Origin of the sequence: Streptococcus sp. k-90, from assembly GCF_013277565.1 — a bacterium.
GTDB lineage: Bacteria > Bacillota > Bacilli > Lactobacillales > Streptococcaceae > Streptococcus.
On the sequence record NZ_VMNE01000022.1, the window covers coordinates 33,026 to 58,270 of the forward strand.

The following is a 25,245-nucleotide window of genomic DNA, read 5'->3' on the forward strand; positions in this document are numbered from 1 at the left end:
TCCCCCTTTTTTTAATACAAAGTCTAGGAGATGAATGATGGAAGAGAAAAGTATGTGGAAAGAATTGTTGAATCGTGCAGGTTGGATTTTGGTCTTTTTGCTAGCGACAATTTTATATCAGATTCCTTTGGCAGTTACTTCCATTTTAACTTTAAATGCAGTACCACTGTTACAGTCAGGGCTGATAGTTGCTGGTATTTCAATTGTGGTTTTAGCGCTATTTATTATTGGAGCTCGTAAAACGCAGTTAGCAAGTTTTAATTTTTCTTTTTTTAGAGCTAAGGATTTGGCACGTTTAGGCTTGAGTTATTTAGTCATTATCTGTTCAAATATAATTGGTTCTATCTTGTTACAACTGTCAAATGAGACGACAACAGGGAATCAGTCTCAGATTAACGACATGGTTCAGAATAGTTCTCTGATTTCTAGCTTCTTCTTGCTAGCCTTGCTTGCTCCGATTTGTGAGGAAATCTTGTGCCGTGGAATTATTCCTAAAAAGATTTTCCGAGGTAAGGAGAGCTGGGGATTTGTAGTTGGTACGATTGTCTTTGCTTTATTGCATCAACCAAGTAATTTACCTTCTTTATTGATTTATGGAGGTATGTCGATCGTTCTGTCTTGGACGGCTTACAAGACCCAACGTTTGGAAATGTCTATCTTGCTTCACATGATTGTTAATGGGGTTGCTTTCTGTTTGTTGGCTCTTGTGGTGATCATGAGTCGGACATTAGGGATTTCTGTTTAAGATTTTTGACAATTGCTTACTTGTTTCTACTGGGAAAAAGATGAATGCAATCGTGTCCATCTTTTTCTTTTTATGGTAAAATAGAGAAATAATATGATGAAAAGCCTTGAGGGAGTGACCGATATGTCAAGTAAAGCCAATCATGCAAAGACAGCTATTTGCGGAATTATCAATGTAACCCCAGACTCCTTTTCGGATGGTGGTCAATTTTTTGCTCTTGAGCAGGCACTCCAGCAGGCTCGTAAATTGATAGCAGAAGGGGCTAGTATGCTCGATATCGGCGGAGAATCGACTCGGCCGGGAAGTAGCAGTAGCTATGTTGAGATAGAAGAGGAAATCCAGCGTGTTGTTCCAGTGATTAAAGCGATTCGCAAGGAAAGTGATGTCCTCATCTCTATTGATACTTGGAAGAGTCAGGTGGCAGAGGCTGCTTTGGATGCTGGTGCCAATATAGTCAATGATATCACTGGTCTTATGGGTGATGAGAAAATGGCCCATGTGGTTGCTAAGGCTGGTGCGAAAGTAGTCATTATGTTTAATCCAGTCATGGCGCGACCTCAGCATCCTAGCTCGCTCATATTTCCTCATTTCGGTGTTGGTCAAGCTTTTACAGAGGAAGAGTTAGCTGACTTTGAAAAAATGCCAATCGAAGACTTGATGGAGACTTTCTTTGAACGAGCCCTAGCGAGAGCAAATCAAGCTGGAATCGCACAAGAAAATATCCTGTTGGATCTAGGAATCGGCTTTGGTCTGACCAAGAAAGAAAATTTGCTTCTTTTACGGGACCTGGATAAACTACATCAGAAAGGATATCCAATCTTTCTCGGAGTGTCGCGCAAGCGATTTGTCATCAATATTCTTGAAGAAAATGGTTTTGATGTCAATCCTGAGACAGAACTTGGTTTCCGCAATCGAGACACGGCTTCGGCTCATGTAACTAGTATCGCTGCGAGACAGGGTGTAGAAGTGGTGCGAGTGCATGACGTAGCTAGTCACAAGATGGCGGTTGAAATTGCCTCCGCTATTCGTCTGGCTGATGAAGCGGAAAATCTAGATTTAAAACAATATAAATAAGATGAAAGAATTTGAAAATAATCAGTGGATTGCCCACTATCGGACGGATCAACCGCATTTTGGCTTGGAACGAATGGTGGAACTGTTAGCTTTGCGTGACAATCCCCATCTCAAACTCAAGGTCATCCATATCGGAGGGACCAATGGCAAGGGTTCGACTATTGCTTTTTTGAAAAGTATGCTAGAAAAGCTAGGGCTGAGAGTTGGTGTTTTTAGCTCGCCCTATCTCATTCATTACACAGAGCAGATTAGCATCAATGGGGAATCTATCCCAGAAGCGAAGCTAGAAACCCTCATGGAATACTATCAGTCTTTGCTGGAGGGAGAAGCGGCCGCTAATTTACAGGGCACAACCGAGTTTGAGATTATCACAGCCATAGCCTATGACTACTTTGCCTCAGAGCAAGTAGATGTGGCTATCATGGAAGTGGGCATGGGTGGACTCTTGGATAGTACCAATGTCTGCCAGCCTATTCTAACAGGCATCACGACTATTGGACTGGACCATGTAGCCCTTCTTGGTAACACTTTAGAAGCCATAGCAGAGCAGAAAGCTGGTATTATCAAACAAGGTATTCCCTTGGTAACAGGTCGTATCGCTCCAGAAGCTTTGGCTGTGATTGACCGCATTGCGGAAGGGAAAGATGTACCGAGACTTGCCTACGGGGCAAATTATCAGGTTCGTCATAAAGAAAGTGTGGTGACAGGTGAAGTCTTTGACTATACCAGTGCTGTCAGACAAGATCGCTTTCAGACTGGCCTACTTGGTTTGCACCAGATAGAGAATGCTGGGATGGCCATAGCTTTACTTGATACTTTTTGTCAAGAAGATGGTCGAGAACTAGCAAGCAATGACTTGCTTGCTCAGGCCTTGGAAGAAACAGGTTGGCCAGGGCGTTTGGAAATTGTGTCAAGAGATCCCTTGATGATTTTGGATGGGGCTCACAATCCCCATGCCATAAAGGTTTTAATAGCAACCTTGCAAGAACGCTTTGCGGATTATCGTAAGGAAATCCTCTTTACTTGTATCAAAACCAAGGCCTTGGAGGATATGTTGGATTTGCTGGGGGCAATACCAGATACCGAGCTTACCCTGACACACTTTGACGATAGTCGGGCGACTGATGAAAGCATGCTGGAAGAGGCGGCTAAGTCTAGAAATCTCAACTACCAAGGTTGGCAGGATTTTCTAGAGCAGAAATTGACATATAAAAAAGAAGAGAAACAAACAGTTAGGATTGTCACAGGTTCCTTGTATTTCTTGAGCCAAGTGAGAGCCTATCTGATGGAGAGGAAGAACGAGAATGGATACACAAAAGATTGAAGCAGCTGTAAAAATGATTATCGAGGCTGTGGGAGAGGACACTAACCGCGAGGGCTTGCAGGAAACACCTGCTCGTGTGGCTCGTATGTACCAAGAGATTTTTTCAGGTCTTGGTCAAACAGCGGAGGAACATTTGTCAAAATCTTTTGAGATTATTGACGATAATATGGTGGTAGAAAAGGATATCTTTTTCCATACCATGTGTGAACACCACTTCTTGCCATTTTATGGTAGAGCGCATATTGCCTATATTCCAGATGGCCGTGTGGCAGGTTTGTCTAAGCTAGCTCGTACGGTTGAAGTTTATTCGAAAAAACCACAAATTCAAGAACGTTTGAATATCGAAGTGGCCGATGCCTTGATGGAGTATCTAGGTGCTAAAGGAGCCTTTGTTGTCATTGAGGCGGAACATATGTGTATGAGTATGCGTGGTGTCAGAAAACCAGGCACTGCAACCTTGACGACAGTAGCTCGTGGTCTATTTGAAACAGATAAGGACCTCCGAGATCAGGCTTATCGTTTAATGGGACTATAAAAAGAATCCGCTTTGGGCGGATTTTTCTAGAAAGGAATCATTATGGATCAACTGCAGATTAAGGATTTGGAAATTTTTGCCTATCATGGTCTTTTTCCTAGTGAGAAGGAATTGGGGCAGAAGTTTGTCGTTTCAGCCATCTTATCCTATGATATGACCAAGGCGGCTACAGACTTGGATTTAACAGCCTCTGTCCATTACGGAGAACTGTGTCAGCAGTGGACGACTTGGTTTCAGGAAACAACTGAGAACTTGATTGAAACGGTAGCCTACAAACTGGTAGAACGTACTTTTGAGGTCTATCCTCTTGTCCAAGAAATAAAGCTGGAACTGAAAAAACCTTGGGCGCCAGTGCATTTGCCACTAGATACTTGCTCGGTAACCATTCATCGCCGTAAGCAACGGGCCTTTATCGCCCTAGGAAGCAATATGGGAGATAAGCAAGTAAACTTGAAGCAAGCCATTGATAACATGCGAGCTCGTGGTATCCATATTCTCAAAGAGTCTAGTGTCTTAACGACGGAGCCTTGGGGTGGTGTTGAGCAGGATAGCTTTGCTAATCAAGTGGTTGAGGTTGAAACCTGGTTGCCTGCCCCAGTGCTATTAGAGACCTTGTTAGCCATTGAGTCAGAGATGGGACGGGTGAGAGAAGTGCATTGGGGACCTCGTTTGATTGATTTGGACTTGCTCTTTGTGGAGGACCAGATCCTTTATACAGATGACCTTATCTTGCCTCATCCTTACATAGCGGAACGCCTTTTTGTCCTTGAGTCCTTACAGGAAATTGCACCTCATTTTATCCATCCTACATTAAAGCAACCTATCCGTAACTTGTATGATGCTTTGAAAAAATAGAAAAAACTCTAGTTTTCAGTCACTTGCAACTGAAGGCTAGAGTTTTTATACTTTTCGAAAATAAAATTCAAACCACGTTAGCTTCCATCTGTAACCTCAAAACAGTGTTTTGAGCAACCTGCGGCTAGCTTCCTAGTTTGTTCTTTGATTTTCATTGAGTATTAAAATAGGTCATTTTCTTCTGGGAGGAGGATAGTTTCTCTACCGTCCATATCTAAAACCAGTACTCTCGGGGGATAAAGAGGGTCAAAAGAATGGTTAAAGTCAAAATCAATAGCTGTAGGGAGATGTTGACTTGAAAAATGGAAGGTAATTTTTCCTTGGTTATTAAGCAATTGAAACTCGAGTTCTTCTTCCAATTCAAAGACATTTTTTAAGAAGTGGTCAATAATATACCAAAAAGAGTCAATGACATCATCAGGCAAGCTGGTAACAATGCCAAAACTAGCCGACCGCATGTGGGTATTGGTAAAAGCCATATCTTTGCCTCCTTTCTTTTTCCTTATCATACAGCAAATAGGATTAAAAATCAAGAAAAGGTGATTTTTTCTTCATAAACATAGTTTTCTATGAAATTTTTTTCAAACAATCTTCAAAAAATGCTTGAAAGTGTTTACAAATAGTGATAAAATGGAATAAGTAGAATCATGAAAACGAAATTTTCATACCGTCTCTTTTTTGGAGTCTCGTGAGGTATGATATAGAAAGGAAATGGAATGAATACAGACGATACAGTAACGATTTATGATGTCGCCCGTGAAGCAGGAGTTTCAATGGCGACGGTTAGCCGTGTAGTCAATGGCAATAAGAATGTAAAAGAGAATACTCGAAAAAAAGTGCTTGAGGTGATTGACCGTTTGGATTACCGTCCAAATGCAGTGGCGCGTGGTCTGGCAAGTAAAAAGACAACCACTGTCGGTGTCGTGATTCCAAATATTACCAATGGCTATTTTTCAACGCTTGCTAAAGGGATTGATGATATCGCTGAAATGTACAAGTACAATATCGTCCTTGCTAATAGTGATGAGGATGATGACAAGGAAGTTTCAGTGGTTAATACACTGTTTTCTAAGCAAGTGGATGGTATCATCTTTATGGGCTACCACTTGACTGAAAAAATTCGTTCAGAGTTTTCTCGTTCTCGAACACCAGTTGTTCTTGCAGGGACAGTGGATGTAGAACATCAGCTTCCAAGTGTCAATATTGACTACAAACAAGCAACGATTGATGCAGTAACCTACCTTGCTAAAGAAAATGAGCGCATTGCTTTCGTTAGCGGTCCACTAGTGGATGATATCAATGGTAAGGTTCGTTTGGTTGGCTACAAGGAAGCCTTGAAAAAAGCAGGTATTTCTTATAGCGAAGGATTGGTATTTGAGTCTAAATACACTTATGAAGATGGCTATGCCTTGGCAGAGCGTTTAATTTCATCAAACGCAACTGCAGCAGTTGTAACAGGTGATGAATTGGCAGCAGGTGTCTTGAACGGCCTTGCTGATAAGGGTGTGTCAGTACCAGAAGAATTTGAAATTATTACTAGTGATGATTCGCAAGTCTCACGCTTTACCCGTCCAAACTTGACAACTATTGCCCAACCTCTTTATGACCTTGGTGCTATTAGCATGCGTATGTTGACTAAGATTATGCACAAGGAAGAGTTGGAAGAACGTGAAGTTCTCTTACCTCATGGTTTGACAGAACGTCGTTCAACACGAAAACGTAAATAGAAAAAATCAGGGAATCGTGAAGATTTCCTGATTTGTTTTTAGAGAAGGGAATTAGCCTTCCATATAGTCTTTCAAAGCCTGTCCTGTTAGTCCAGCATTGAGGGCAATGAGGAGTTTCAGGCGAGCTTTTTGGGCGTTAAGTTCTTTGACAAAGAAAATACCGGCCTTTTGCAACTGTACGCCCCCACCTTGGTAGGCATAAACAGGTTCTGCGATACCGTTAAAGCATCGTGAAACCAGGGCGACTGGGATTCCTCTTTTCAGAAGGCTTTCTAATTTTTGAGCCGTTTCTTTGGGAATATTACCAGCTCCGAAGGCTTGGATAATCAAACCGTCCAATTGTTCCAAATCCAGCATATCAATCAGCTCATCTGTCATACCAGCATAAGCAGAGATGATAGGGACTAAGCCTTGTATGTGATTAAGGTCAAAGCGGACACGAGGTTCAGCTGTTTTAAAGTAGAGTATTTCCTGTTTCATGATCAGACCAAGTGGCCCGTGTGTTGGAGTCTGGAAGGTGCTGACGTTGGTCGTATGTGTTTTGGTGACATACTTGGCAGCGTGGATTTCATCGTTCATAACAACCAAAACTCCTTTGTCAGCAGCCTTGTCATCGCTAGCTACCCGCAAAGCACTCAGATAATTATAAACACCGTCACTACCGAGTTCGTTAGAGCTGCGCATGGCCCCTGTTAGAACGATAGGCATATGGGGAACTTCCATGGTATCAAGGAAATAGGCTGTTTCCTCTAAAGTATCGGTCCCGTGTGTGATCACCACTCCATCGTAGTTAGCCGCTTCCTCTTTAATTTTCTGGTAGAGGGCCAGCATATGCTTGGGTTTGATATGGGGGCTCGGCAGGTTAAACAAGTCCAAGGCGTGGACTTGGATTCCTTCAAGTGGGTTGGATACATGGTTCATGGGATTATCTGAACTCGTCACAACAGCGCCAGAAGCATCGGCCTGCATGGAAATAGTCCCACCCGTATGTAAAACAAGGATTTTCTTAGGCATGATTTACTCACTCTTTCTGAAATGTGGTATAATCATTGTATCACAAAAGGGGAGATTGGGATAGGATGGAAGTCAAAGCTGTTTTTTTTGATATCGATGGAACCTTGGTCAACGATCGCAAGAGTGTTTTGAAATCCACTAAGGACGCGATTAAAATTGTCAAAGAACAAGGGGTGCTTGTCGGCGTAGCGACAGGTCGAGGACCTTTTTTTGTTAAGGAATTGATGGACGATTTGGATCTGGATTTTGCGGTAACCTACAATGGCCAGTATATCTTTACTAAAGATAGAGTCTTGTTCACGAGCCCTATTTCCAAGCTACACTTGCGCCAGCTCATTACTTATGCTAAAAAAGAGGGCAAGGAGATTGCCCTAGGGACCAAGGATGCCATGTTGGGTTCTAAAATCATGTCCTTTGGTTTGGGTTCTTTTTCCCAACGAATCAGTCGCTTCGTTCCCTCTGTTTTAACTCGTACGGTGAGTCATTCCTTTAATTGTATGGTCAGCAAGGTTGTTCCCCAAAAGGAAGAAGACCTGCTTCATCTGATGAATCAGCCTATCTACCAAGTTTTGATGTTGATGACGCCAGAAGAATCTGAGAAGGCGGCAGCTGATTTTGAAGACTTGAAATTGACACGTAGTAATCCTTTTGCAGCGGATGTCATCAATCAAGGAAACTCTAAATTGGAAGGCATACGCCGAGTCGGGAAAGAATATGGTTTTGATCTCAACCAAGTTATGGCCTTTGGTGATTCGGATAACGACCTTGAAATGCTGGCTGGTGTCGGTATGTCAGTTGCTATGGGAAATGGTAGTAGCAGTGTCAAGGAAGTCGCCAAACACATCACCACCAGCAATCAGCAAGACGGAATCCACAAGGCCTTGGAACATTTTGGTGTTCTGGCCTCAGAAAAAGTCTTTGTCAGCCGTGACTATCATTTCAATAAGGTCAAGACCTTCCACCACATGATGGATGAACGAACCCAAGAAGAACCTCGAGCTTGGGATTTAGAAGGTGCAACCCACAGGGCTGGCTTTAAAATAGAAGAATTGGTGGAGTTTGTTAGAGCTGCCAGTCCTTCTGAAGAGGATTTTTGTCAAGCTCTATCACAACTTCATCAAGCTCTTGATAAGGCAGCAGATAAAGTAGCTAAGAAGACGCCTGCTCAGCAAGATTTGATAGGGCAAGTGGATGCCTTGATTGACACACTTTACTTTACCTACGGTAGTTTTGTTTTGATGGGAGTGGACCCAGAACGTATTTTTGATATTGTTCATCAGGCCAATATGGGGAAAATTTTTCCAGATGGCAAGGCTCATTTTGATCCAGTAACCCATAAAATCTTAAAGCCAGATGATTGGGAAGAAAAATATGCTCCAGAACCTGCTATTAAAAAGGAACTGCAGCGCCAGCTCAAGGCTTACGAACGCCATAAAGAGAGAAATAATACTCAATGAAAATCAAATAGCAAACTAGGAAACTAGCCGCAGGCTGCTCAAAGCACTGCTTTGAGGTTGTAGATAGAACTGACGAAGTCAGCTCAAAACACTGTTTTGAGGTTGCAGATGAAACTGACGAAGTCAGTAACATATATACGGCAAGGCGACGTTGACGTGGTTTGAAGAGATTTTCGAAGAGTATAAATAGTAAACAAAAAGGAGTGCTGAGCTCCTTTTCTTCGTGACTATAAGGTTTTTTCTTGTTCTCTCACCACCAGCAAATCGACCTTAGCATGGCGGAGGATGTATTCAGAGGAAGAGCCGACCAAGAGGCGTTCAAAGGCGTTGAGACCAGTTGCGCCAACGAGGATGAGATCCACTTCCTCAGCATCTGGAATAGTACGTGCCAAGAGGGTTTTTGGATTTCCCATTTCAATAACGATATGAACATCTGCTACACCAGCATCTTTAGCACGTTTTTCGTACTCTTTCATCAGACTTTCAGCGTCGACTTGGAGTTCTTTGTAAACTTCAGCATCAAAGGTGGATACGCTTTGGAGTGCTCGTGTGTCAATGACATGAGCGATGGTGAGTTTAGCGTCGTTTCGTAGAGCAGAATGGACTCCCTTGACAAAAGCCAAGTCCGCTTCTTTAGAACCATCAATTGCGACCATGATATTTTGGTAACGTTGTGCCATAATGAAACCTCCTGAAATTTTCTTACTATAATTGTAAACCTTTTCACTATAGAAGTAAAGCAAAAAAGTATTTTTCAAAAGAATCTTAGCGCTTAAAATCTATATAAATATATGATAAAATAAAAGAAAAGATAGCAGGAAACAAGTGAAGGGAGGGAGAATGATGAAAAACTCTTTTCAAACATCAAATTTCCTTTATTATGGAATTATCCTAGTTTCAGTCTTGCTAGAAGTGATTATGATCTGGCAATTAGATAGGTTGATTCCGCTTCTTTATCCAGGTTTTGTTGGCTTTTTAGTCTTTCATGTACTCTACCATCTGTTATTGTTCCTAGTTGCAAAAAGAAGTGGGCGTTGGGATTGCTTGATGATATGGGGACTTTTCCTCATGTTCAATCTTCTTTATGACTCCTTTTTAGGCTTGCTTTTTCTAGGTTTATCTTTTGGTATGTGATGTGTCTTTGTAAAATGCCTGCTATCTCCCCTGTCTTGACCTCGCTTTTAGTGAGGCTTTTCTTCTGTAGGATTTTAGTAACACATTTCAGTAAACTTGTCGCATTCTCTTTCTAGTGGTATAATGTTACTATCTCGATGAATTGAGGAAACAAGATGAAAGAATATAACAAATCTAGTAAGTTAGAGCATGTTGCTTATGATATCCGTGGCCCTGTATTGGAAGAAGCCATGCGAATGCGAGCAAACGGAGAAAAGATTTTACGTCTGAATACAGGAAATCCAGCAGAATTTGGTTTTACAGCGCCAGACGAAGTCATTCATGACTTGATTATGAATGCGCGTGATAGTGAGGGGTATTCTGACTCCAAAGGGATTTTCTCAGCCCGTAAGGCCATCATGCAGTATTGCCAATTGAAGAAATTCCCAAACGTAGATATTGATGATATCTACCTTGGAAATGGTGTCAGTGAGCTGATTGTCATGTCCATGCAGGGACTTTTGGACAATGGAGACGAGGTCTTGGTGCCTATGCCAGACTATCCTCTATGGACAGCTGCTGTCAGCCTTGCTGGGGGAAATGCCGTTCACTATATCTGTGATGAAGCTGCAGAATGGTACCCAGATATTGACGATATCAAGTCAAAAATCACTTCCAATACCAAGGCAATCGTCCTTATCAATCCAAATAACCCAACTGGCGCCCTTTATCCTGAGGAACTCTTACTGGAGATTATTGAGATTGCCCGTCAAAACGATTTGATTATCTTTGCGGATGAAATTTACGACCGTATGGTCATGGATGGGCATGTGCATACGCCTGTGGCGAGCTTGGCACCAGATGTCTTCTGTGTCAGCATGAATGGTCTCTCAAAATCCCACCGTATTGCTGGTTTCCGTGTGGGTTGGATGGTCTTGTCTGGTCCTAAGACACACGTTAAAGGCTATATCGAAGGGCTCAATATGTTGTCCAATATGCGCCTTTGCTCTAACGTTTTGGCCCAGCAAGTCGTACAAACTTCCTTGGGTGGCCACCAATCAGTTGATGAATTGCTTCTTCCAGGTGGACGAATTTACGAGCAAAGAAACTTTATCTACAATGCCATTCAAGAAATCCCAGGTTTGTCTGCTGTTAAACCCAAAGCCGGACTCTATATCTTCCCTAAAATCGACCGAAATATGTACCGTATTGATGATGATGAGCAGTTTGTCCTTGATTTCTTGAAGCAGGAAAAGGTTCTCTTGGTTCATGGTCGAGGCTTTAACTGGAAGGAACCAGACCACTTCCGCATTGTTTACCTTCCTCGTGTTGATGAGTTAGCCCAAATCCAAGAAAAGATGACTCGTTTCTTGAAACAGTATCGTAGATAGGGCTTACATCAGAAAAAGCGTTAAAAAGCTGGAAACATTTGCCTAGAGCTATTGACAAAAGTAAAAGAATCAGATAGAATAGTAAAGTATGTTTAGTAACTGATCACTTTATAGCCGGCTAAACGAATACAAAATCTATGAGGAGGTATTCATCGTGAAACGTACTTATCAACCAAGTAAACTTCGTCGTGCGCGCAAACACGGATTCCGTAACCGTATGTCAACTAAAAACGGTCGTCGCGTATTGGCAGCTCGTCGTCGTAAAGGACGCAAAGTTTTGGCTGCATAATCCAAACGAACCATATCAAAAATCAGTAGGAACTCGAGTCTACTGATTTTTATTTTTGTAAAAAAAGCTCAAAATACTTTATATTTTTGCTCAAATGGTGTATAATATTTCACATACTGTAAAAAATGGAGAATAATCATGAAGAAATCAAAAGTTATGCTTTTTGGAGCTATGGCTTTGACAGCAGGTCTAGCTCTAGCGGCATGTGGGTCTTCCCAATCAAGTAATACAGACAAGACTTACTCTTATATCTTTGTTAATAACCCAGATACCTTGGATTATATTACCTCTACACGAGATTCTACATCTAGTATCACAACCAACTTGATTGATGGTTTGTTGGAAAATGACCAGTACGGCAATCTCATCCCGTCTATGGCTGAGTCATGGACTGTATCAAAAGATGGTTTGACCTACACTTATAAGATCCGTCAGGGGGCCAAATGGTACACTTCTGAAGGAGAAGAGTATGCGGATGTAACAGCTCATGATTTTGTGACTGGTCTTAAGTATGCGGCGGATAAAAAGGCTGAAAACTTGTACTTGGTACAAGACTCTATTAAAGGGTTAGCAGACTATGTTGAAGGGCAATCATCTGATTTTGGAACTGTTGGTGTTAAGGCGGTGGATGATTACACGCTACAATACACTCTCAACCAGCCTGAGACTTATTGGAACTCTAAAACAACAGCAAGTATTCTTAGTCCGGTAAACGAAGCTTTCTTGAAGTCTAAGGGAGATGACTTTGGAAGTGTGACACCATCAAGTATCTTGTCAAATGGTCCTTACTTATTTAAATCATTCACATCAAAATCTTTGATTGAACTTGATAAAAACCCTAATTACTGGGATAAGGACAATGTTAAAATCGAGAAAGTGAAACTTTCTTTCTTTGACGGTTCTGACCAAGACAGCATTGCAAGAGGTTTCTTGGATGGTAACTATACTGATGGCCGTATCTTCCCAACAAGTTCAGTCTTTTCTGAGCTTAAGAAGGGAAATGAGGACAAGATTACCTATACACCGCAAAATTCAGTTACTTTCTATTATCTTTTCAATGTGAATCGTCAAAGCTACAAGCAGACTATGAAACAGTCTGATAAGGAAAAGACAGATTCACGCGCAGCTATGCAAAATAAGGATTTCCGTCAGGCTATCAACTTTGCCTTTGACCGTCATGCTTATGCAGCACAGACAAATGGTGAAGATGGAGCAGACCGTATCTTACGTAACACGATTACACCAAGTAACTTTGTCCAAGTTGGCGATAAGAACTTCGGTGATATTGTCAATGAAAAAATTGTTAACTACGGTAAAGATTGGGCAAATATCAACCTAAACGATGGTAAGCAAGCCTTCTTGAACCCTGACAAGGCCAAAGAGAAATTTGCTAAGGCTAAAGAAAGTCTTCAAGCTCAGGGAGTAACCTTCCCAATTCATTTGGATATGCCAGTTGACCAGACTGCTAAGCTAGATGTGCAACAGGCTGGCTCTCTCAAGCAAACAGTAGAAGCCACTCTTGGTAAGGATAATGTTGTCATCGATGTTATCCAACTTTCTCCAGATGAAAAAGATCAGGCAACCTACTTTGCAGATACAGCAGAACAAAAAGACTACGATATTGACGTCTCAGGATGGGGTGGAGACTACTCGGATCCGAAGACTTACCTAGCGATTCTAGATCCAGAGACTGGTTCTCAGTTGAAAAACATGGGCTTGTCTGAAGGAAAAGACAAGGAAGTTAAGGATAAGATTGGTCTTGCTGACTACAAGAAACTCTTGGATCAGGCAGATGCTGAAATCACAGATACTAATGCTCGCTATGAAAAATATGCTGAAGCCCAAGCTTGGTTGACAGATAGTGCCCTCTTCCTACCAGTTCAAAGTGGCGGAGCCAATCCAATCTTCCGTAAGACAGTACCGTTTACAGGCCCATTCTCATTCGTTGGTCATAAGGGAAATGCGGACAACTACAAATATGTTGAATTGCAAAAAGAGCCAGTAACTGCTAAACAATACCAAGAACTCTATGAAAAATGGCTGAAAGAAAAAGCTGAGTCAAATAAAAAAGCTCAGGAAGATTTAGCTAACCACATTCAATAGTATTCCTAGTCATGCTTTTCAGTTAATACTCTTCGAAAATCTCTTCAAACCACGTCAGCTTCACCTTGCCGTAGGTATGTTACTGACTTCGTCAGTTTCATCTACAACCTCAAAGCAGTGCTTTGAGCAGCCTGCGGCTAGCTTCCTAGTTTGCTCTTTGATTTTCATTGAGTATAAGCCTAGTGACTGGATTCATAAAAAGGCCTTACCAGATACTTCTTGGTTCTGGTAGGGCCTTTTCTTTATTCTTTTAAGTGATAAGAGTAGCTAGCAACAACGACGTCTTGGTGCCAACGAAGGGCGTATTTGAGTTTGAGACTCATCTGATTGTGCAGGATATTCTGCCAAGGTTTATTAGGGATAAACTGGGGTATTAGGACTACTTGCTAAGGCCCATAGGCGATGGAGGACAGAGCGCCGCTTGACAAGATGGTCAAGGTCTGTATTTTTTCCAGTAGTCCCCCTTCGCCTTCGGTCGAGGACTTAAGAGGACGACCGATGAAGGTCTGTTTTAATTTTGTAAACATGATCATTTCCTTTATTGAAAAATTCAATAAGTGTTATTATACTGTTTTGAAAAAAGAGCATCAAGAGATGATAATGGGTTTTAGAATATTTTTTTCAGATGGGGAGAGAGGTCAGTTTTTTTGCTATAATAGTAGATAGAAAACGAGGTTAGAAGAGATGATTTTTGATACACATACACACTTGAATGTAGAAGAATTTGCAGGTCGTGAGGCAGAAGAAATTACCTTGGCTGCTGAGATGGGTGTGACACAGATGAATATTGTTGGTTTTGATCAACCGACGATTGAGCGTGCCTTGGAGTTGGTAGATGAGTATGAGCAACTTTACGCGACTATTGGTTGGCATCCGACAGAGGCAGGGACTTATACAGAGGAGATTGAAGACTACTTGCTTGATAAGCTCAAACATCCCAAGGTTGTTGCTTTAGGTGAGATTGGTTTGGATTATCATTGGATGACAGCGTCAAAAGAGGTGCAGGAGCAGGTTTTTCGCCGTCAGATTCAGCTATCTAAGGATTTGGATTTGCCTTTTGTTGTCCATACACGTGATGCGCTAGAAGATACCTATGAGATTATCAAGAGCGAGGGCGTTGGTCCTCGAGGTGGCATCATGCATTCATTTTCAGGGACGCTTGAGTGGGCAGAGAAGTTTGTCGCGCTTGGCATGACTATTTCCTTCTCAGGAGTGGTGACTTTCAAGAAGGCAACTGACATCCAAGAAGCAGCTAAAGAGTTACCTTTGGACAAGATTTTGGTGGAAACAGATGCGCCTTACTTAGCACCTGTACCCAAGCGTGGTCGCGAAAACAAAACAGCCTATACTCGCTATGTAGTGGACTTTATCGCGGATTTGCGTGGCATGACGACAGAAGAGTTAGCCACAGTAACAACTGCAAATGCAGAGCGCATTTTTGGATTGGACAGCAAGTAATGAAAGAAAAAATTTCTCAAGTCATCGTGGTTGAAGGTCGCGATGATACGGCCAATCTCAAGCGTTTCTTTGATGTGGATACTTATGAGACACGAGGTTCTGCCATCAATGATCAGGATATAGAGCGGATTCAGCGCCTGCACCAACGTCATGGAGTTATTGTCTTTACAGACCCAGATTTTAATGGGGAGCGGATTCGGCGCATGATTATGACGGCCATTCCAACGGTTCAGCATGCCTTCCTCAAACGAGATGAAGCTGTTCCTAAGTCCAAAACTAAGGGGCGTTCTCTGGGAATTGAGCATGCCAGCTATGAAGACCTGAAAACAGCTCTAGCTCAGGTGACAGAACAATTTGAACATGAGAGCCAGTTTGATATCAGTCGTAGCGATTTGATTCGCCTTGGTTTTCTAGCAGGGGCAGATAGCCGTAAGCGCAGAGAATATCTGGGAGAGGCTCTCCGAATCGGCTATTCTAACGGCAAGCAACTTCTCAAGCGCCTAGAGTTGTTTGGGGTCACCTTGGCAGAAGTGGAAGAAGCTATGAAAAGTTATGAGTAGGAAAGATGTGCCCGTTACAATTTTTTAAATTTCCCAGTATTTTTCGAAGCAGGTAGAAGAGGAGACGTCTGATGTTAATTGGTCAAAAAATTAAAGAGATTCGGATAGAAAAAGGAATTAGTCGTCCAGATTTTTGTGGAGATGAGCAAGAACTGACAGTTCGTCAACTGTCGCGAATTGAAAGTGGAGCTTCGCAACCGAGTTTGCCGAAGTTAGACTATATTGCTCGTCGTTTAGGAGTTCCAGCTTATAGCCTTATGCCGGATTTTTCAGCTCTTCCTCCTGCTTATTTAGAATTGAAATACCAGATTTTACGTGAACCAATCTATGGTAAAGAAGAGGAATACGATAAGAAAGAAGCGTGTTTGGAAGAGATTTATAAAATATACTTTGATAATCTTCCTAAAGAAGAACAATTAGTATGTGAAGTATTGCAGGCGTGTTTAGATACTTCTAGAACTAGAAGGCCTGAATACGCAGAGTTAATACTTGAGGAACATATGCCTCAGATTATAGAAAAAGAAGCTTATTCAATAAATGATATGTTGTTGATTCGTTTGTTTTTTTATCAAATGCTTATTAGAAAAGATCTTGCCAAATTTGTGAATCAAATCGAAAAGCTAATGCTCTTTCTTTTAGAACAGAAGAAGGTAACTCAATTAGAAAACTTCTTTATAATTAGAGATACTCTTATTTCAGGAATGTGTTGTCTTGAAAAGGTAGGAGTAACGGATTGCTTTAATGATTATCTATCGTGTTTACAAGAAATTATGGATAAAACCCAAGATTATCAAAAGAAACCCCTTGTATTTATGTTTTTGTGGAAGCAAGCATTAAGAGTAGAAAGAGATTTTAGTTTATCTGAATCATTTTATCAGTCTTCTAAAACATTTGCGCAGCTAATTGGAGATGAATTTCTAGTAAAGAAATTGACAGAGGAATGGCAAGAGGATGTAAAAAAATATTTATAAACATAGTAAAGCATAGTGAAGCAATGACAAAAATGTCCTTGTTCTGGTCTTGAAATAGTTCTAAAGTTCGTCTTTAGGGCTGTTTTTAATATATAAGTTAAAAATAAAATGAAATAGTTAGATTCTAAGGACATTGATGTCCTTGGTAGTTCTTGAAGAAACGGATATAATGTATTTGAAGATGTTGCTAGTGGAAAGAACTTAATATGCTTCTTAACATTGTAGTGACTGTGGTCACCTTCTCACTAAGTGACCAAGTAACTTTTTGGAGGAAATGATGAAACGTTTATTTATTTTGGTTTCAATGGTATTGGTATCGCTTTATATGGTGATAACTTCCGTTGACCATCGAGAAGAGATTTTATTTGGTAACTATCCCTCTGTTGATGTGACAGGAATGGTGATAAATCAACCAGTAGCTGGTCGCGAAGAGGTGACAGAGGCTTTGAGTCACTTGGCGGTAGAGCATAATAGTCTCATCGCCCGTCGGATCGTTGAGCCAAATGAAGCTGGAGAAACACGCTTTACCTATGCCACTTATGGTCAGGGAGAGCTTCCAGCAGGTCTGACCATTTCCTCCAAGGAGAGTGCAGAAACGAGTGATTTATTAGGGTCTTACTTGATTGTGTCAGGAAGTTTGGATGGAGTGAGCTTACAGACCACCTTGAAAGAACTTGGCTATCAAGGCTTTGTTTCGAATGGAGAAGATTCATTTTCGATAGTCTTACTATTGGCTGTCACCCCTATGGTGCTACTGAGTTTAGCTATTTTTCTGCTGACCTTTATGAGTTTGACTCTGATTTATCGGATAAAATCCCTCCGTCAAGCAGGGATTCGTTTAATAGCTGGTGAGAGCTTGTTTGGGGTTGCTCTCAGACCAGTATTAGAAGATATGAGACAGCTTATCTTCTCGGTGATGGTATCCAGTTTTTTGGGAGTGGGAATTCTCTGGTATCAAGGTGCCTTGTTTATGGCAACGGTGCAACTGGTCATCATTGGTCTTTTGCTTTATGGATTGGCCTTGATAGGGATTTCTACCTTACTAAGTGTCGTGTATCTACTTGGTTTACAGGAAAATAGTCTGGTGGATCTATTGAAAGGGAAACTCCCTCTCAAACGTATGATGACATTGATGATGGTGGGGCAACTCTTGGCCGTGCTGGTAGTCGGCTCGAGTGCGACTGCTCTCCTACCCCACTACCGTGAAATGCAGGAGATGGAGAGAGCTAGCGATAAATGGAGCCAGTCCTCAGATCGTTACCGTCTATCCTTTGGTTGGTCTAGTGCATTTGCCGATGAAGAAGGAATGCGTAAGGAGAATCGCGAGTGGCAGACATTTACTGAAGAACGGTTAGCCAATACAGACTCTTTTTATATCATGAGCAATGTTGACAATTTCTCAGATGGAGCAGAAGTAGACCTAGATGGCAATCGTTTCAATGACTACACACCAGCAGGGAATGTCATCTATGTCTCACCGCGCTATCTGATAGAAGAAAAGGTTACCATTTCTTCAGAGTTTATGGACAAGATGCAAAACTTGTCTGAGGGAGAGTTTGGGCTGATCTTGCCTGAGAGCTTGCGAGAGCAGTCTGCCTACTATCAAGGATTATTTACAGACTACCTGCAAAACTTTTCATCTGAAAGTGTAGAAGCGACGAGTCAGAAACACTACCTTCCACAGTTAACGCTAGCTTTTACAGAAACAGGACAGGAACGCTTCCTCTATAACGATGGGTACAAGACGACACGTCAATATCTAAAAGATCCGATTATTGTAGTTCTAACGCCGCAAGCGACTGGAACAAGACCTGTTGCAGGGATGTTGTGGGGAACTACGGCTAATAGTGCCTTGAAACTAGATCGATATGGAGACAGCATCACATCTCTAAAAGAGCAAGGTCTGTATCACAAAGTCTCTTATTTGGTAAAAAGCCAGCTATTTTTTGCCAAGGTACTAAATGACAAACGGATGGAGTTTTACTCTCTCCTTATTGGGACGATTTTGACCCTGTCTACGGCTATCTTGTTATTTGATTCTATGAATCTTCTCTATTTTGAGCAGTTTAGACGGGAGATCATGATTAAACGTCTTTCTGGTATGACAATCTATGAGCTTCATGGCAAGTATTTACTGGCGCAAGGAGGAGTTCTCTTACTTGGGCTAATCCTATCTAGTGTTTTGACAGGAGATAGCTTGATTAGCGCTCTAGTTGTAGCTTTGTTTACGCTTAACGCTCTGTTGATTTTAGTAAGGCAGGATAAAAAGGAAGAATCTGGTAGCATGGCAGTATTGAAAGGAAAATAAGATGATTGATATTCAAGGATTGGAAAAGAAGTTTAATGACCGCGCGATTTTCTCTGGTTTAAATCTCAAGCTGGAGAAGGGCAAGGTCTATGCCTTAATCGGAAAGAGTGGAAGCGGAAAGACGACGCTGCTGAATATCTTAGGCAAACTAGAAAAGATAGATGGAGGAAGGGTTCTCTATCAGGGGAAAGATTTAAAAACCACTCCCACTCGTGAGTATTTTCGAGACCAGATGGGCTATCTCTTTCAAAATTTTGGACTCTTAGAAAACCAATCAATCAAAGAGAATTTGGATTTGGGCTTTGTCGGTCAAAAAATTTCAAAAGTAGAACGTTTGGAAAGGCAAGTAGAGGCTTTAGAAAAGGTTAATCTAGGGTATTTGGATCTAGAACAAAAAATTTATACTTTATCTGGGGGAGAGGCCCAACGAGTTGCCCTTGCGAAGACTATTTTGAAAAATCCACCCTTGATTTTAGCGGATGAACCAACAGCAGCTCTTGATCCTGAAAATTCAGAGGAGGTTATGAATCTCTTGGTGGGCTTGAAAGATGAAAATCGAATTATCATCATTGCGACCCATAATCCCCTAGTCTGGAATAAGGCCGATGAAATCATTGATATGAGGGAGCTTGCTCATGTGTGAAAAAATTCGTATTCGCAGGGTATCTGATTATCCTAGTGCCAGAGGTGGTTTAGAAGATATTCTCATCATGGAAAATATGACCAATCATCTCCTTTTGGTTCAAATCCGAGTGAATGGGTATTTGCTTGATTTTGCTAGTATTGAAGGGCAAAGGCAAAAGCATTATCGTTTGAAAAATTTACCTCAAACGGTTGAACTGACAGTAGACGATGTGGAGGAGGATGTAGATTTGACCTTACCTGAAAATCGAAGTTATCAAGAAGATGATTTTTTCGAACGGATGTTTCGAGAGAACCGATAAGTCCACCTTTAAAGATTTCCAAAACTATCTTTCTTCATGAGGAAAGATAGTTTTTTGGTATGATTTTCACCCCCAAAATACAAGGGGAATGTGTTACAATAGTAGTAACAGATAATAGAAAAGAGAATAGATGAGAATTGCAGATTATAGCGTGACTAAGGCAGTGCTGGAGCGTCACGGTTTTACCTTTAAAAAGTCCTTTGGGCAAAATTTCTTGACGGATACCAATATTCTTCAAAAAATCGTGGATACGGCTGAAATTGATGACCAGGTCAATGTTATCGAAATCGGGCCAGGTATTGGTGCCTTGACCGAGTTTCTGGCTGAGCGTGCAGCAGAGGTCATGGCCTTTGAGATTGACCACCGGTTGGTGCCGATTTTGGCAGATACCCTGCGTGATTTTGATAATGTAACCGTAGTTAACGAAGATATTCTCAAGGTTGATTTGGCGCAACATATCCAGAATTTCAAAAATCCTGACCTGCCCATCAAGGTAGTGGCTAATTTGCCTTATTACATCACGACGCCTATTCTCATGTACTTGATTGAAAGTGGCATTCCGTTTAGTGAGTTTGTGGTCATGATGCAAAAAGAAGTGGCAGATCGTATCTCAGCTCAACCGAATACCAAGGCTTATGGTAGCTTGTCGATTGCGGTGCAGTATTACATGACTGCCAAGGTTGCCTTTATCGTACCTCGTACGGTCTTTGTGCCAGCGCCAAATGTGGACTCAGCTATCTTGAAAATGGTGCGTCGTCCAGAGCCAGCCGTAGCAGTGGAAGACGAGAACTTCTTCTTTAAGGTTTCCAAGGCTAGTTTCACCCATCGCCGCAAGACCTTGTGGAATAACTTGACAGGTTACTTTGGCAAGACTGAGGAAGTCAAGGACAAGCTGACCAAGGCCTTGGACCAAGCGGGCTTGTCACCAAGTGTACGTGGGGAAGCTCTCAGCTTGGCAGAATTTGCCAGCCTAGCAGATGCGCTTAAAGGGCAAGGACTCTAAGATGCAGGGACAAATCATTAAAGCCTTGGCTGGGTTCTACTATGTAGAAAGTGATGGTCAGGTTTATCAAACACGCGCGCGTGGGAATTTCCGTAAAAAAGGCCATACTCCCTACGTTGGGGATTTGGTCGACTTTTCTGCCGAGGAAAATTCAGAGGGCTATATCCTCAAGATTCACGAACGGAAAAATAGTCTGGTCCGTCCGCCTATTGTCAATATTGACCAAGCTGTAGTGATCATGTCTGTCAAGGAACCGGACTTCAACAGCAATTTGCTGGATCGCTTCTTGGTTCTTTTGGAACACAAGGGCATCCATCCCATTGTCTATATTTCCAAGATGGATTTGTTGGAAGATAGAGGAGAATTGGATTTTTATGAACAGACTTATGGTGACATCGGCTATGACTTTGTGACCAGTAAAGAGGAACTCCTGCCTTTGTTAACAGGAAAGGTTACGGTCTTTATGGGGCAGACAGGTGTTGGGAAGTCAACTCTTCTCAATAAAATCGCACCAGACCTTAATCTTGAAACAGGAGAAATTTCAGACAGTCTGGGTCGTGGTCGTCATACCACTCGAGCTGTTAGTTTTTACAACCTTAATGGGGGTAAAATCGCGGACACACCAGGTTTTTCATCACTGGATTATGAAGTGTCAACGGCTGAAGAACTTAATCAGGCCTTTCCAGAGATTGATAGTGTCAGTCGAGACTGCAAATTCCGTACTTGTACCCATACCCACGAGCCGTCCTGTGCAGTGAAGCCAGCAGTCGAGGAGGGAGTCATTGCGTCCTTCCGTTTTGACAACTACCTGCAATTCCTTAGCGAAATTGAAAATCGTAGAGAAACCTACAAAAAAGTCAGCAAAAAAATTCCAAAATAAGGAGAAACCTATGTCTCAATACAAGATTGCTCCGTCAATTCTGGCAGCAGATTATGCCAACTTTGAACGTGAAATCAAACGCCTAGAAGCAACTGGGGCAGAGTATGCCCATATCGATATCATGGATGGTCACTTTGTGCCACAAATCAGTTTTGGTGCGGGTGTGGTCGAATCTCTTCGTCCCCATAGCAAGATGGTCTTTGACTGCCATTTGATGGTAGCTAATCCAGAGCATCATCTGGAAGACTTTGCGCGTGCGGGAGCAGATATCATCAGCATCCATGTAGAAGCAACGCCTCATATTCATGGTGCCCTCCAAAAAATTCGTTCACTCGGTGTCAAGCCATCTGTTGTTATCAATCCTGGTACGCCTGTTGAAGCTATCAAGCACGTCCTTCATCTAGTTGACCAAGTCCTAGTCATGACAGTTAACCCTGGATTTGGTGGTCAAGCCTTTCTGCCAGAAACCATGGATAAGGTTCGTGAGCTGGTTGCCCTTCGTGATGAAAAAGGTTTGAACTTTGAGATTGAAGTGGATGGTGGGATTGATGATAAAACGATTGCTCAAGCCAAAGAAGCTGGTGCGACCGTTTTTGTAGCAGGTTCCTATGTCTTTAAGGGAGATGTCAATGAGCGAGTACAAACTCTCAGAAAACAACTGGACTAGGGTTGCCGTTTTTGCAGGCGGAGACCGCGGTCATTATCGGACAGATTTTGATGCTTTTGTTGGTGTGGATAGAGGCTCGCTCTGGGTCTTGGAAGAAGATTTGCCTCTTGCTCTAGCAGTTGGAGATTTTGATTCTGTGACCGAAGAAGAGCGACAGGTGATTCAAAAACGTGCCCAGCATTTTGTTCAAGCCCGACCAGAAAAAGATGATACTGATTTGGAATTGGCTCTCTTAACCATCTTTGAGCAAAATCCTCAGGTTGAGGTTACTATTTTCGGTGCTTTAGGTGGTCGTATTGATCACATGTTGGCTAATGTCTTTCTACCTAGCAATCCTAAGTTGGCTCCCTATATGCGTCAGATAGCGATTGAGGATGGGCAAAACTTGATTGCCTATTGTCCAGAAGGGATCAGTCAGCTTCAACCTCGTTCAGACTACGACTATCTTGCCTTTATGCCGGTTCGGGATAGCCAGTTGACTATTCTTGGTGCCAAGTATGAGTTGACAGAGGACAATTTTTTCTTTAAAAAAGTGTACGCTTCTAACGAATATATAGATAGGGAAGTTTCGGTGACTTGCCCAGATGGCTATGTGGTCGTGCTGCATAGCAAGGACAGGAGGTAGGATGGAAAGTTTACTTGTTCTATTATTGATTGTCAACCTAGCTGGACTCTTTCTGATTTGGCAGAGGCAGGATAAGCAGGAAAAACATCTGACCAAGAGCTTGGAGGATCAGGCAGATCACTTGTCAGACCAGTTGGATTACCGCTTTGAACAAGCCAGACAAGCCAGCCAGTTGGACCAAAAAGATTTGGAAGTGGCTGTCAGCGACCGTTTGCAAGAAGTGCGAATCGAATTGCACCAAGGCCTGACGCAGGTCCGTCAAGAAATGACTGAGAATCTCCTCCAAACCAGGGATAAGACTGACCAACGTCTCCAAGCCTTGCAGGAATCAAATGAGCAACGTTTGGAACAAATGCGCCAGACAGTCGAGGAAAAACTAGAAAAGACCTTGCAGACGCGCTTGCAGGCCTCCTTTGAGACAGTTTCCAAACAACTGGAGTCTGTCAATCGTGGCCTTGGAGAAATGCAGACAGTTGCCCGTGATGTTGGTGCCCTCAACAAGGTTCTCTCAGGAACCAAAACGCGAGGAATTCTGGGGGAATTGCAACTGGGGCAAATCATCGAGGATATCATGACCCCTGCCCAGTATGAACGAGAATTCGCAACAGTTGAAAACTCTAGCGAGCGAGTGGAGTATGCCATCAAGCTTCCTGGGCAAGGCGACCAGGAATACGTCTATCTGCCAATTGACTCTAAGTTTCCACTGGCAGATTATTACCGCCTAGAAGAAGCCTATGAAGTAGGTGACAAGGATGAAATCGAACGCTGTCGTAAGTCACTCTTAGCAAGCGTCAAGCGCTTTGCCAAGGATATCAAGAACAAGTACATAGCACCACCTCGGACGACCAATTTTGGAGTTTTGTTTGTTCCGACAGAAGGTCTCTACTCAGAAATCGTCCGCAATCCTGTCTTCTTTGATGACTTGAGACGGGAGGAGCAGATTATTGTTGCAGGTCCAAGTACACTGTCAGCTCTCCTTAATTCCCTATCAGTTGGTTTCAAGACTCTCAATATTCAAAAGAGTGCCGACCATATCAGTAAGACCCTTGCCAGTGTCAAGACTGAGTTTGGCAAGTTTGGGGGGATTTTGGTCAAGGCACAAAAACATCTTCAACATGCCTCTGGCAATATTGATGAATTATTAAACCGTCGCACCACAGCTATCGAGCGGACGCTCCGTCACATTGAGTTGTCAGAAGGTGAGCCTGCGCTTGATCTACTCCATTTCCAAGAAAATGAGGAAGAATATGAAGATTAGTCACATGAAAAAAGATGAGCTGTTTGAAGGCTTTTACCTAATCAAATCAGCTGACCTGAGGCAAACTCGAGCTGGGAAAAACTACCTAGCCTTTACCTTCCAAGATGATAGTGGCGAGATTGATGGGAAGCTCTGGGATGCCCAACCTCATAACATTGAGGCCTTTACCGCAGGTAAGGTTGTCCACATGAAAGGGCGCCGAGAAGTTTATAACAACACCCCTCAAGTCAATCAAATTACTCTCCGCCTGCCTCAACCTGGCGAACCCAATGATCCAGCTGATTTCAAGGTCAAGTCACCAGTTGATGTTAAGGAAATCCGCGACTATATGTCGCAAATGATTTTTAAAATTGAAAATCCTGTCTGGCAACGAATTGTCCGAAATCTTTACACCAAGTACGATAAGGAATTCTATTCTTATCCAGCTGCTAAGACCAACCACCATGCCTTTGAAACGGGCTTGGCCTATCATACAGCGACCATGGTGCGTTTGGCAGATGTCGTTAGCGAGGTCTATCCTCAGCTTAATAAGAGTCTGCTTTATGCGGGGATTATGCTGCATGACTTGGCTAAGGTCATCGAGTTGACGGGACCAGATCAGACCGAGTACACAGTTAGAGGCAATCTTCTTGGGCATATTGCTCTAATTGATAGCGAAATTACCAAGACAGTTATGGAACTTGGCATTGATGATACCAAGGAAGAAGTCGTTCTGCTTCGTCACGTCATCCTCAGTCACCACGGCTTACTTGAGTATGGAAGCCCAGTCCGTCCACGCATTATGGAAGCAGAGATTATCCATATGATTGACAATCTGGATGCAAGCATGATGATGATGTCAACAGCTCTTGCTTTGGTGGATAAGGGAGAGATGACCAATAAAATCTTCGCTATGGACAATCGTTCCTTCTATAAACCAGATTTAGATTAATAATTTAAGAAAA

Annotated in this window: 26 protein-coding genes and 1 pseudogene; 23 read left to right on the forward strand and 4 right to left on the reverse strand. The window is 42.3% G+C overall.

The window, feature by feature from the left end; genetic code table 11:
* The first annotated feature begins 37 nt into the window (after nt 1-37).
* From HT734_RS07470 to folK, 5 genes are all read left to right on the forward strand, one after another.
* Nucleotides 38-745, forward strand: coding sequence for a CPBP family intramembrane glutamic endopeptidase (locus tag HT734_RS07470; RefSeq protein ID WP_050205223.1), 708 nt, complete (start codon nt 38-40; stop codon nt 743-745).
* Nucleotides 746-838: 93 nt separating this feature from the next.
* Nucleotides 839-1,819, forward strand: a complete 981-nt coding sequence (gene folP / locus HT734_RS07475; RefSeq protein WP_173277168.1) for a dihydropteroate synthase — start codon at nt 839-841, stop codon at nt 1,817-1,819.
* Nucleotide 1,820: 1 nt separating this feature from the next.
* On the forward strand, nt 1,821-3,143 hold the full coding sequence (locus tag HT734_RS07480; RefSeq protein WP_069129773.1) for a folylpolyglutamate synthase/dihydrofolate synthase family protein: 1,323 nt from the start codon (nt 1,821-1,823) through the stop codon (nt 3,141-3,143).
* Complete coding sequence (gene folE / locus HT734_RS07485; protein ID WP_000380920.1) at nt 3,124-3,678, forward strand: GTP cyclohydrolase I FolE; 555 nt, start codon at nt 3,124-3,126, stop codon at nt 3,676-3,678. Before HT734_RS07480 ends, folE begins: the two co-directional genes overlap by 20 nt.
* Before the next feature lie 42 nt (nt 3,679-3,720).
* Entirely contained in the window at nt 3,721-4,533 is an 813-nt protein-coding gene (folK, locus tag HT734_RS07490) for a 2-amino-4-hydroxy-6-hydroxymethyldihydropteridine diphosphokinase (RefSeq protein ID WP_173277170.1), read from the forward strand.
* A 161-nt stretch (nt 4,534-4,694) separates the two neighbouring features.
* Here the strand turns inward: folK and HT734_RS07495 are convergent, their stop codons facing one another.
* Nucleotides 4,695-5,012, reverse strand: a complete 318-nt coding sequence (locus HT734_RS07495) for a DUF960 domain-containing protein (RefSeq protein ID WP_125411348.1) — start codon at nt 5,010-5,012, stop codon at nt 4,695-4,697.
* A gap of 237 nt (nt 5,013-5,249) precedes the next feature.
* Here HT734_RS07495 and ccpA point away from each other — a divergent pair, with 237 nt between their 5' ends.
* Nucleotides 5,250-6,260, forward strand: coding sequence for a catabolite control protein A (ccpA, locus tag HT734_RS07500; protein ID WP_001090628.1), 1,011 nt, complete (start codon nt 5,250-5,252; stop codon nt 6,258-6,260).
* Between the two features lie 51 nt (nt 6,261-6,311).
* Here the strand turns inward: ccpA and HT734_RS07505 are convergent, their stop codons facing one another.
* Entirely contained in the window at nt 6,312-7,274 is a 963-nt protein-coding gene (locus HT734_RS07505; protein ID WP_173277173.1) for an asparaginase, read from the reverse strand.
* Nucleotides 7,275-7,339: 65 nt separating this feature from the next.
* Between HT734_RS07505 and HT734_RS07510 the strand changes: the two genes are divergently transcribed.
* Entirely contained in the window at nt 7,340-8,731 is a 1,392-nt protein-coding gene (locus HT734_RS07510; RefSeq protein WP_173277175.1) for a Cof-type HAD-IIB family hydrolase, read from the forward strand.
* A 227-nt stretch (nt 8,732-8,958) separates the two neighbouring features.
* On the opposite strand, the gene HT734_RS07515 is transcribed toward HT734_RS07510, so the two are convergent.
* Entirely contained in the window at nt 8,959-9,411 is a 453-nt protein-coding gene (locus HT734_RS07515; RefSeq protein WP_138026789.1) for a universal stress protein, read from the reverse strand.
* A 160-nt stretch (nt 9,412-9,571) separates the two neighbouring features.
* On the opposite strand from HT734_RS07515, the gene HT734_RS07520 reads away from it, so the two are divergent.
* The 4 genes from HT734_RS07520 (at nt 9,572) to HT734_RS07535 (ending at nt 13,627) form a co-directional block, all read left to right on the forward strand.
* The gene (locus HT734_RS07520) at nt 9,572-9,865 is read left to right on the forward strand and encodes a hypothetical protein (protein ID WP_173277178.1); all 294 of its coding nucleotides are present in this window, start codon (nt 9,572-9,574) and stop codon (nt 9,863-9,865) included.
* A gap of 155 nt (nt 9,866-10,020) precedes the next feature.
* Nucleotides 10,021-11,235, forward strand: coding sequence for a pyridoxal phosphate-dependent aminotransferase (locus tag HT734_RS07525; RefSeq protein ID WP_173277182.1), 1,215 nt, complete (start codon nt 10,021-10,023; stop codon nt 11,233-11,235).
* 154 nt (nt 11,236-11,389) lie between these two features.
* Nucleotides 11,390-11,524, forward strand: coding sequence for a 50S ribosomal protein L34 (gene rpmH / locus HT734_RS07530; protein ID WP_000831905.1), 135 nt, complete (start codon nt 11,390-11,392; stop codon nt 11,522-11,524).
* A gap of 138 nt (nt 11,525-11,662) precedes the next feature.
* On the forward strand, nt 11,663-13,627 hold the full coding sequence (locus tag HT734_RS07535; RefSeq protein WP_173277185.1) for a peptide ABC transporter substrate-binding protein: 1,965 nt from the start codon (nt 11,663-11,665) through the stop codon (nt 13,625-13,627).
* 386 nt (nt 13,628-14,013) lie between these two features.
* On the opposite strand, the gene HT734_RS07540 is transcribed toward HT734_RS07535, so the two are convergent.
* Nucleotides 14,014-14,154, reverse strand: coding sequence for a hypothetical protein (locus HT734_RS07540; RefSeq protein WP_004249917.1), 141 nt, complete (start codon nt 14,152-14,154; stop codon nt 14,014-14,016).
* A gap of 157 nt (nt 14,155-14,311) precedes the next feature.
* Here HT734_RS07540 and HT734_RS07545 point away from each other — a divergent pair, with 157 nt between their 5' ends.
* The 12 genes and pseudogenes from HT734_RS07545 (at nt 14,312) to HT734_RS07600 (ending at nt 25,232) form a co-directional block, all read left to right on the forward strand.
* Nucleotides 14,312-15,085 (forward strand): TatD family hydrolase, encoded by a 774-nt coding sequence (locus HT734_RS07545; RefSeq protein WP_173277186.1) that lies wholly within the window; start codon nt 14,312-14,314, stop codon nt 15,083-15,085.
* On the forward strand, nt 15,085-15,645 hold the full coding sequence (rnmV, locus tag HT734_RS07550; protein ID WP_173277188.1) for a ribonuclease M5: 561 nt from the start codon (nt 15,085-15,087) through the stop codon (nt 15,643-15,645). The genes HT734_RS07545 and rnmV overlap by 1 nt, the downstream gene beginning before the upstream one ends.
* Nucleotides 15,646-15,716: 71 nt before the next feature.
* A pseudogene (locus tag HT734_RS07555) lies at nt 15,717-16,669 on the forward strand (XRE family transcriptional regulator).
* A 224-nt stretch (nt 16,670-16,893) separates the two neighbouring features.
* Nucleotides 16,894-18,924 (forward strand): bacteriocin-associated integral membrane family protein, encoded by a 2,031-nt coding sequence (locus tag HT734_RS07560; protein ID WP_173277192.1) that lies wholly within the window; start codon nt 16,894-16,896, stop codon nt 18,922-18,924.
* A gap of 1 nt (nt 18,925) precedes the next feature.
* Nucleotides 18,926-19,567, forward strand: coding sequence for an ABC transporter ATP-binding protein (locus HT734_RS07565; protein ID WP_173277194.1), 642 nt, complete (start codon nt 18,926-18,928; stop codon nt 19,565-19,567).
* Entirely contained in the window at nt 19,560-19,868 is a 309-nt protein-coding gene (locus tag HT734_RS07570) for a hypothetical protein (protein ID WP_173277195.1), read from the forward strand. The genes HT734_RS07565 and HT734_RS07570 overlap by 8 nt, the downstream gene beginning before the upstream one ends.
* Nucleotides 19,869-19,998: 130 nt before the next feature.
* On the forward strand, nt 19,999-20,871 hold the full coding sequence (rsmA, locus tag HT734_RS07575) for a 16S rRNA (adenine(1518)-N(6)/adenine(1519)-N(6))-dimethyltransferase RsmA (protein ID WP_173277197.1): 873 nt from the start codon (nt 19,999-20,001) through the stop codon (nt 20,869-20,871).
* A gap of 1 nt (nt 20,872) precedes the next feature.
* Nucleotides 20,873-21,751: a ribosome small subunit-dependent GTPase A gene (rsgA, locus tag HT734_RS07580; protein WP_136936898.1), complete on the forward strand. Its 879-nt coding sequence runs from the start codon at nt 20,873-20,875 to the stop codon at nt 21,749-21,751.
* Nucleotides 21,752-21,761: 10 nt separating this feature from the next.
* Nucleotides 21,762-22,418 carry a ribulose-phosphate 3-epimerase gene (rpe, locus tag HT734_RS07585; protein WP_124788247.1) on the forward strand — a complete coding sequence of 219 codons (657 nt, stop codon included), beginning with the start codon at nt 21,762-21,764 and terminating at the stop codon, nt 22,416-22,418.
* Entirely contained in the window at nt 22,381-23,043 is a 663-nt protein-coding gene (locus HT734_RS07590; RefSeq protein ID WP_173277199.1) for a thiamine diphosphokinase, read from the forward strand. Before rpe ends, HT734_RS07590 begins: the two co-directional genes overlap by 38 nt.
* A gap of 1 nt (nt 23,044) precedes the next feature.
* Nucleotides 23,045-24,301 (forward strand): DNA recombination protein RmuC, encoded by a 1,257-nt coding sequence (locus HT734_RS07595; RefSeq protein ID WP_173277202.1) that lies wholly within the window; start codon nt 23,045-23,047, stop codon nt 24,299-24,301.
* Complete coding sequence (locus HT734_RS07600; RefSeq protein ID WP_173277204.1) at nt 24,291-25,232, forward strand: 3'-5' exoribonuclease YhaM family protein; 942 nt, start codon at nt 24,291-24,293, stop codon at nt 25,230-25,232. Before HT734_RS07595 ends, HT734_RS07600 begins: the two co-directional genes overlap by 11 nt.
* Nucleotides 25,233-25,245 lie beyond the last annotated feature (13 nt).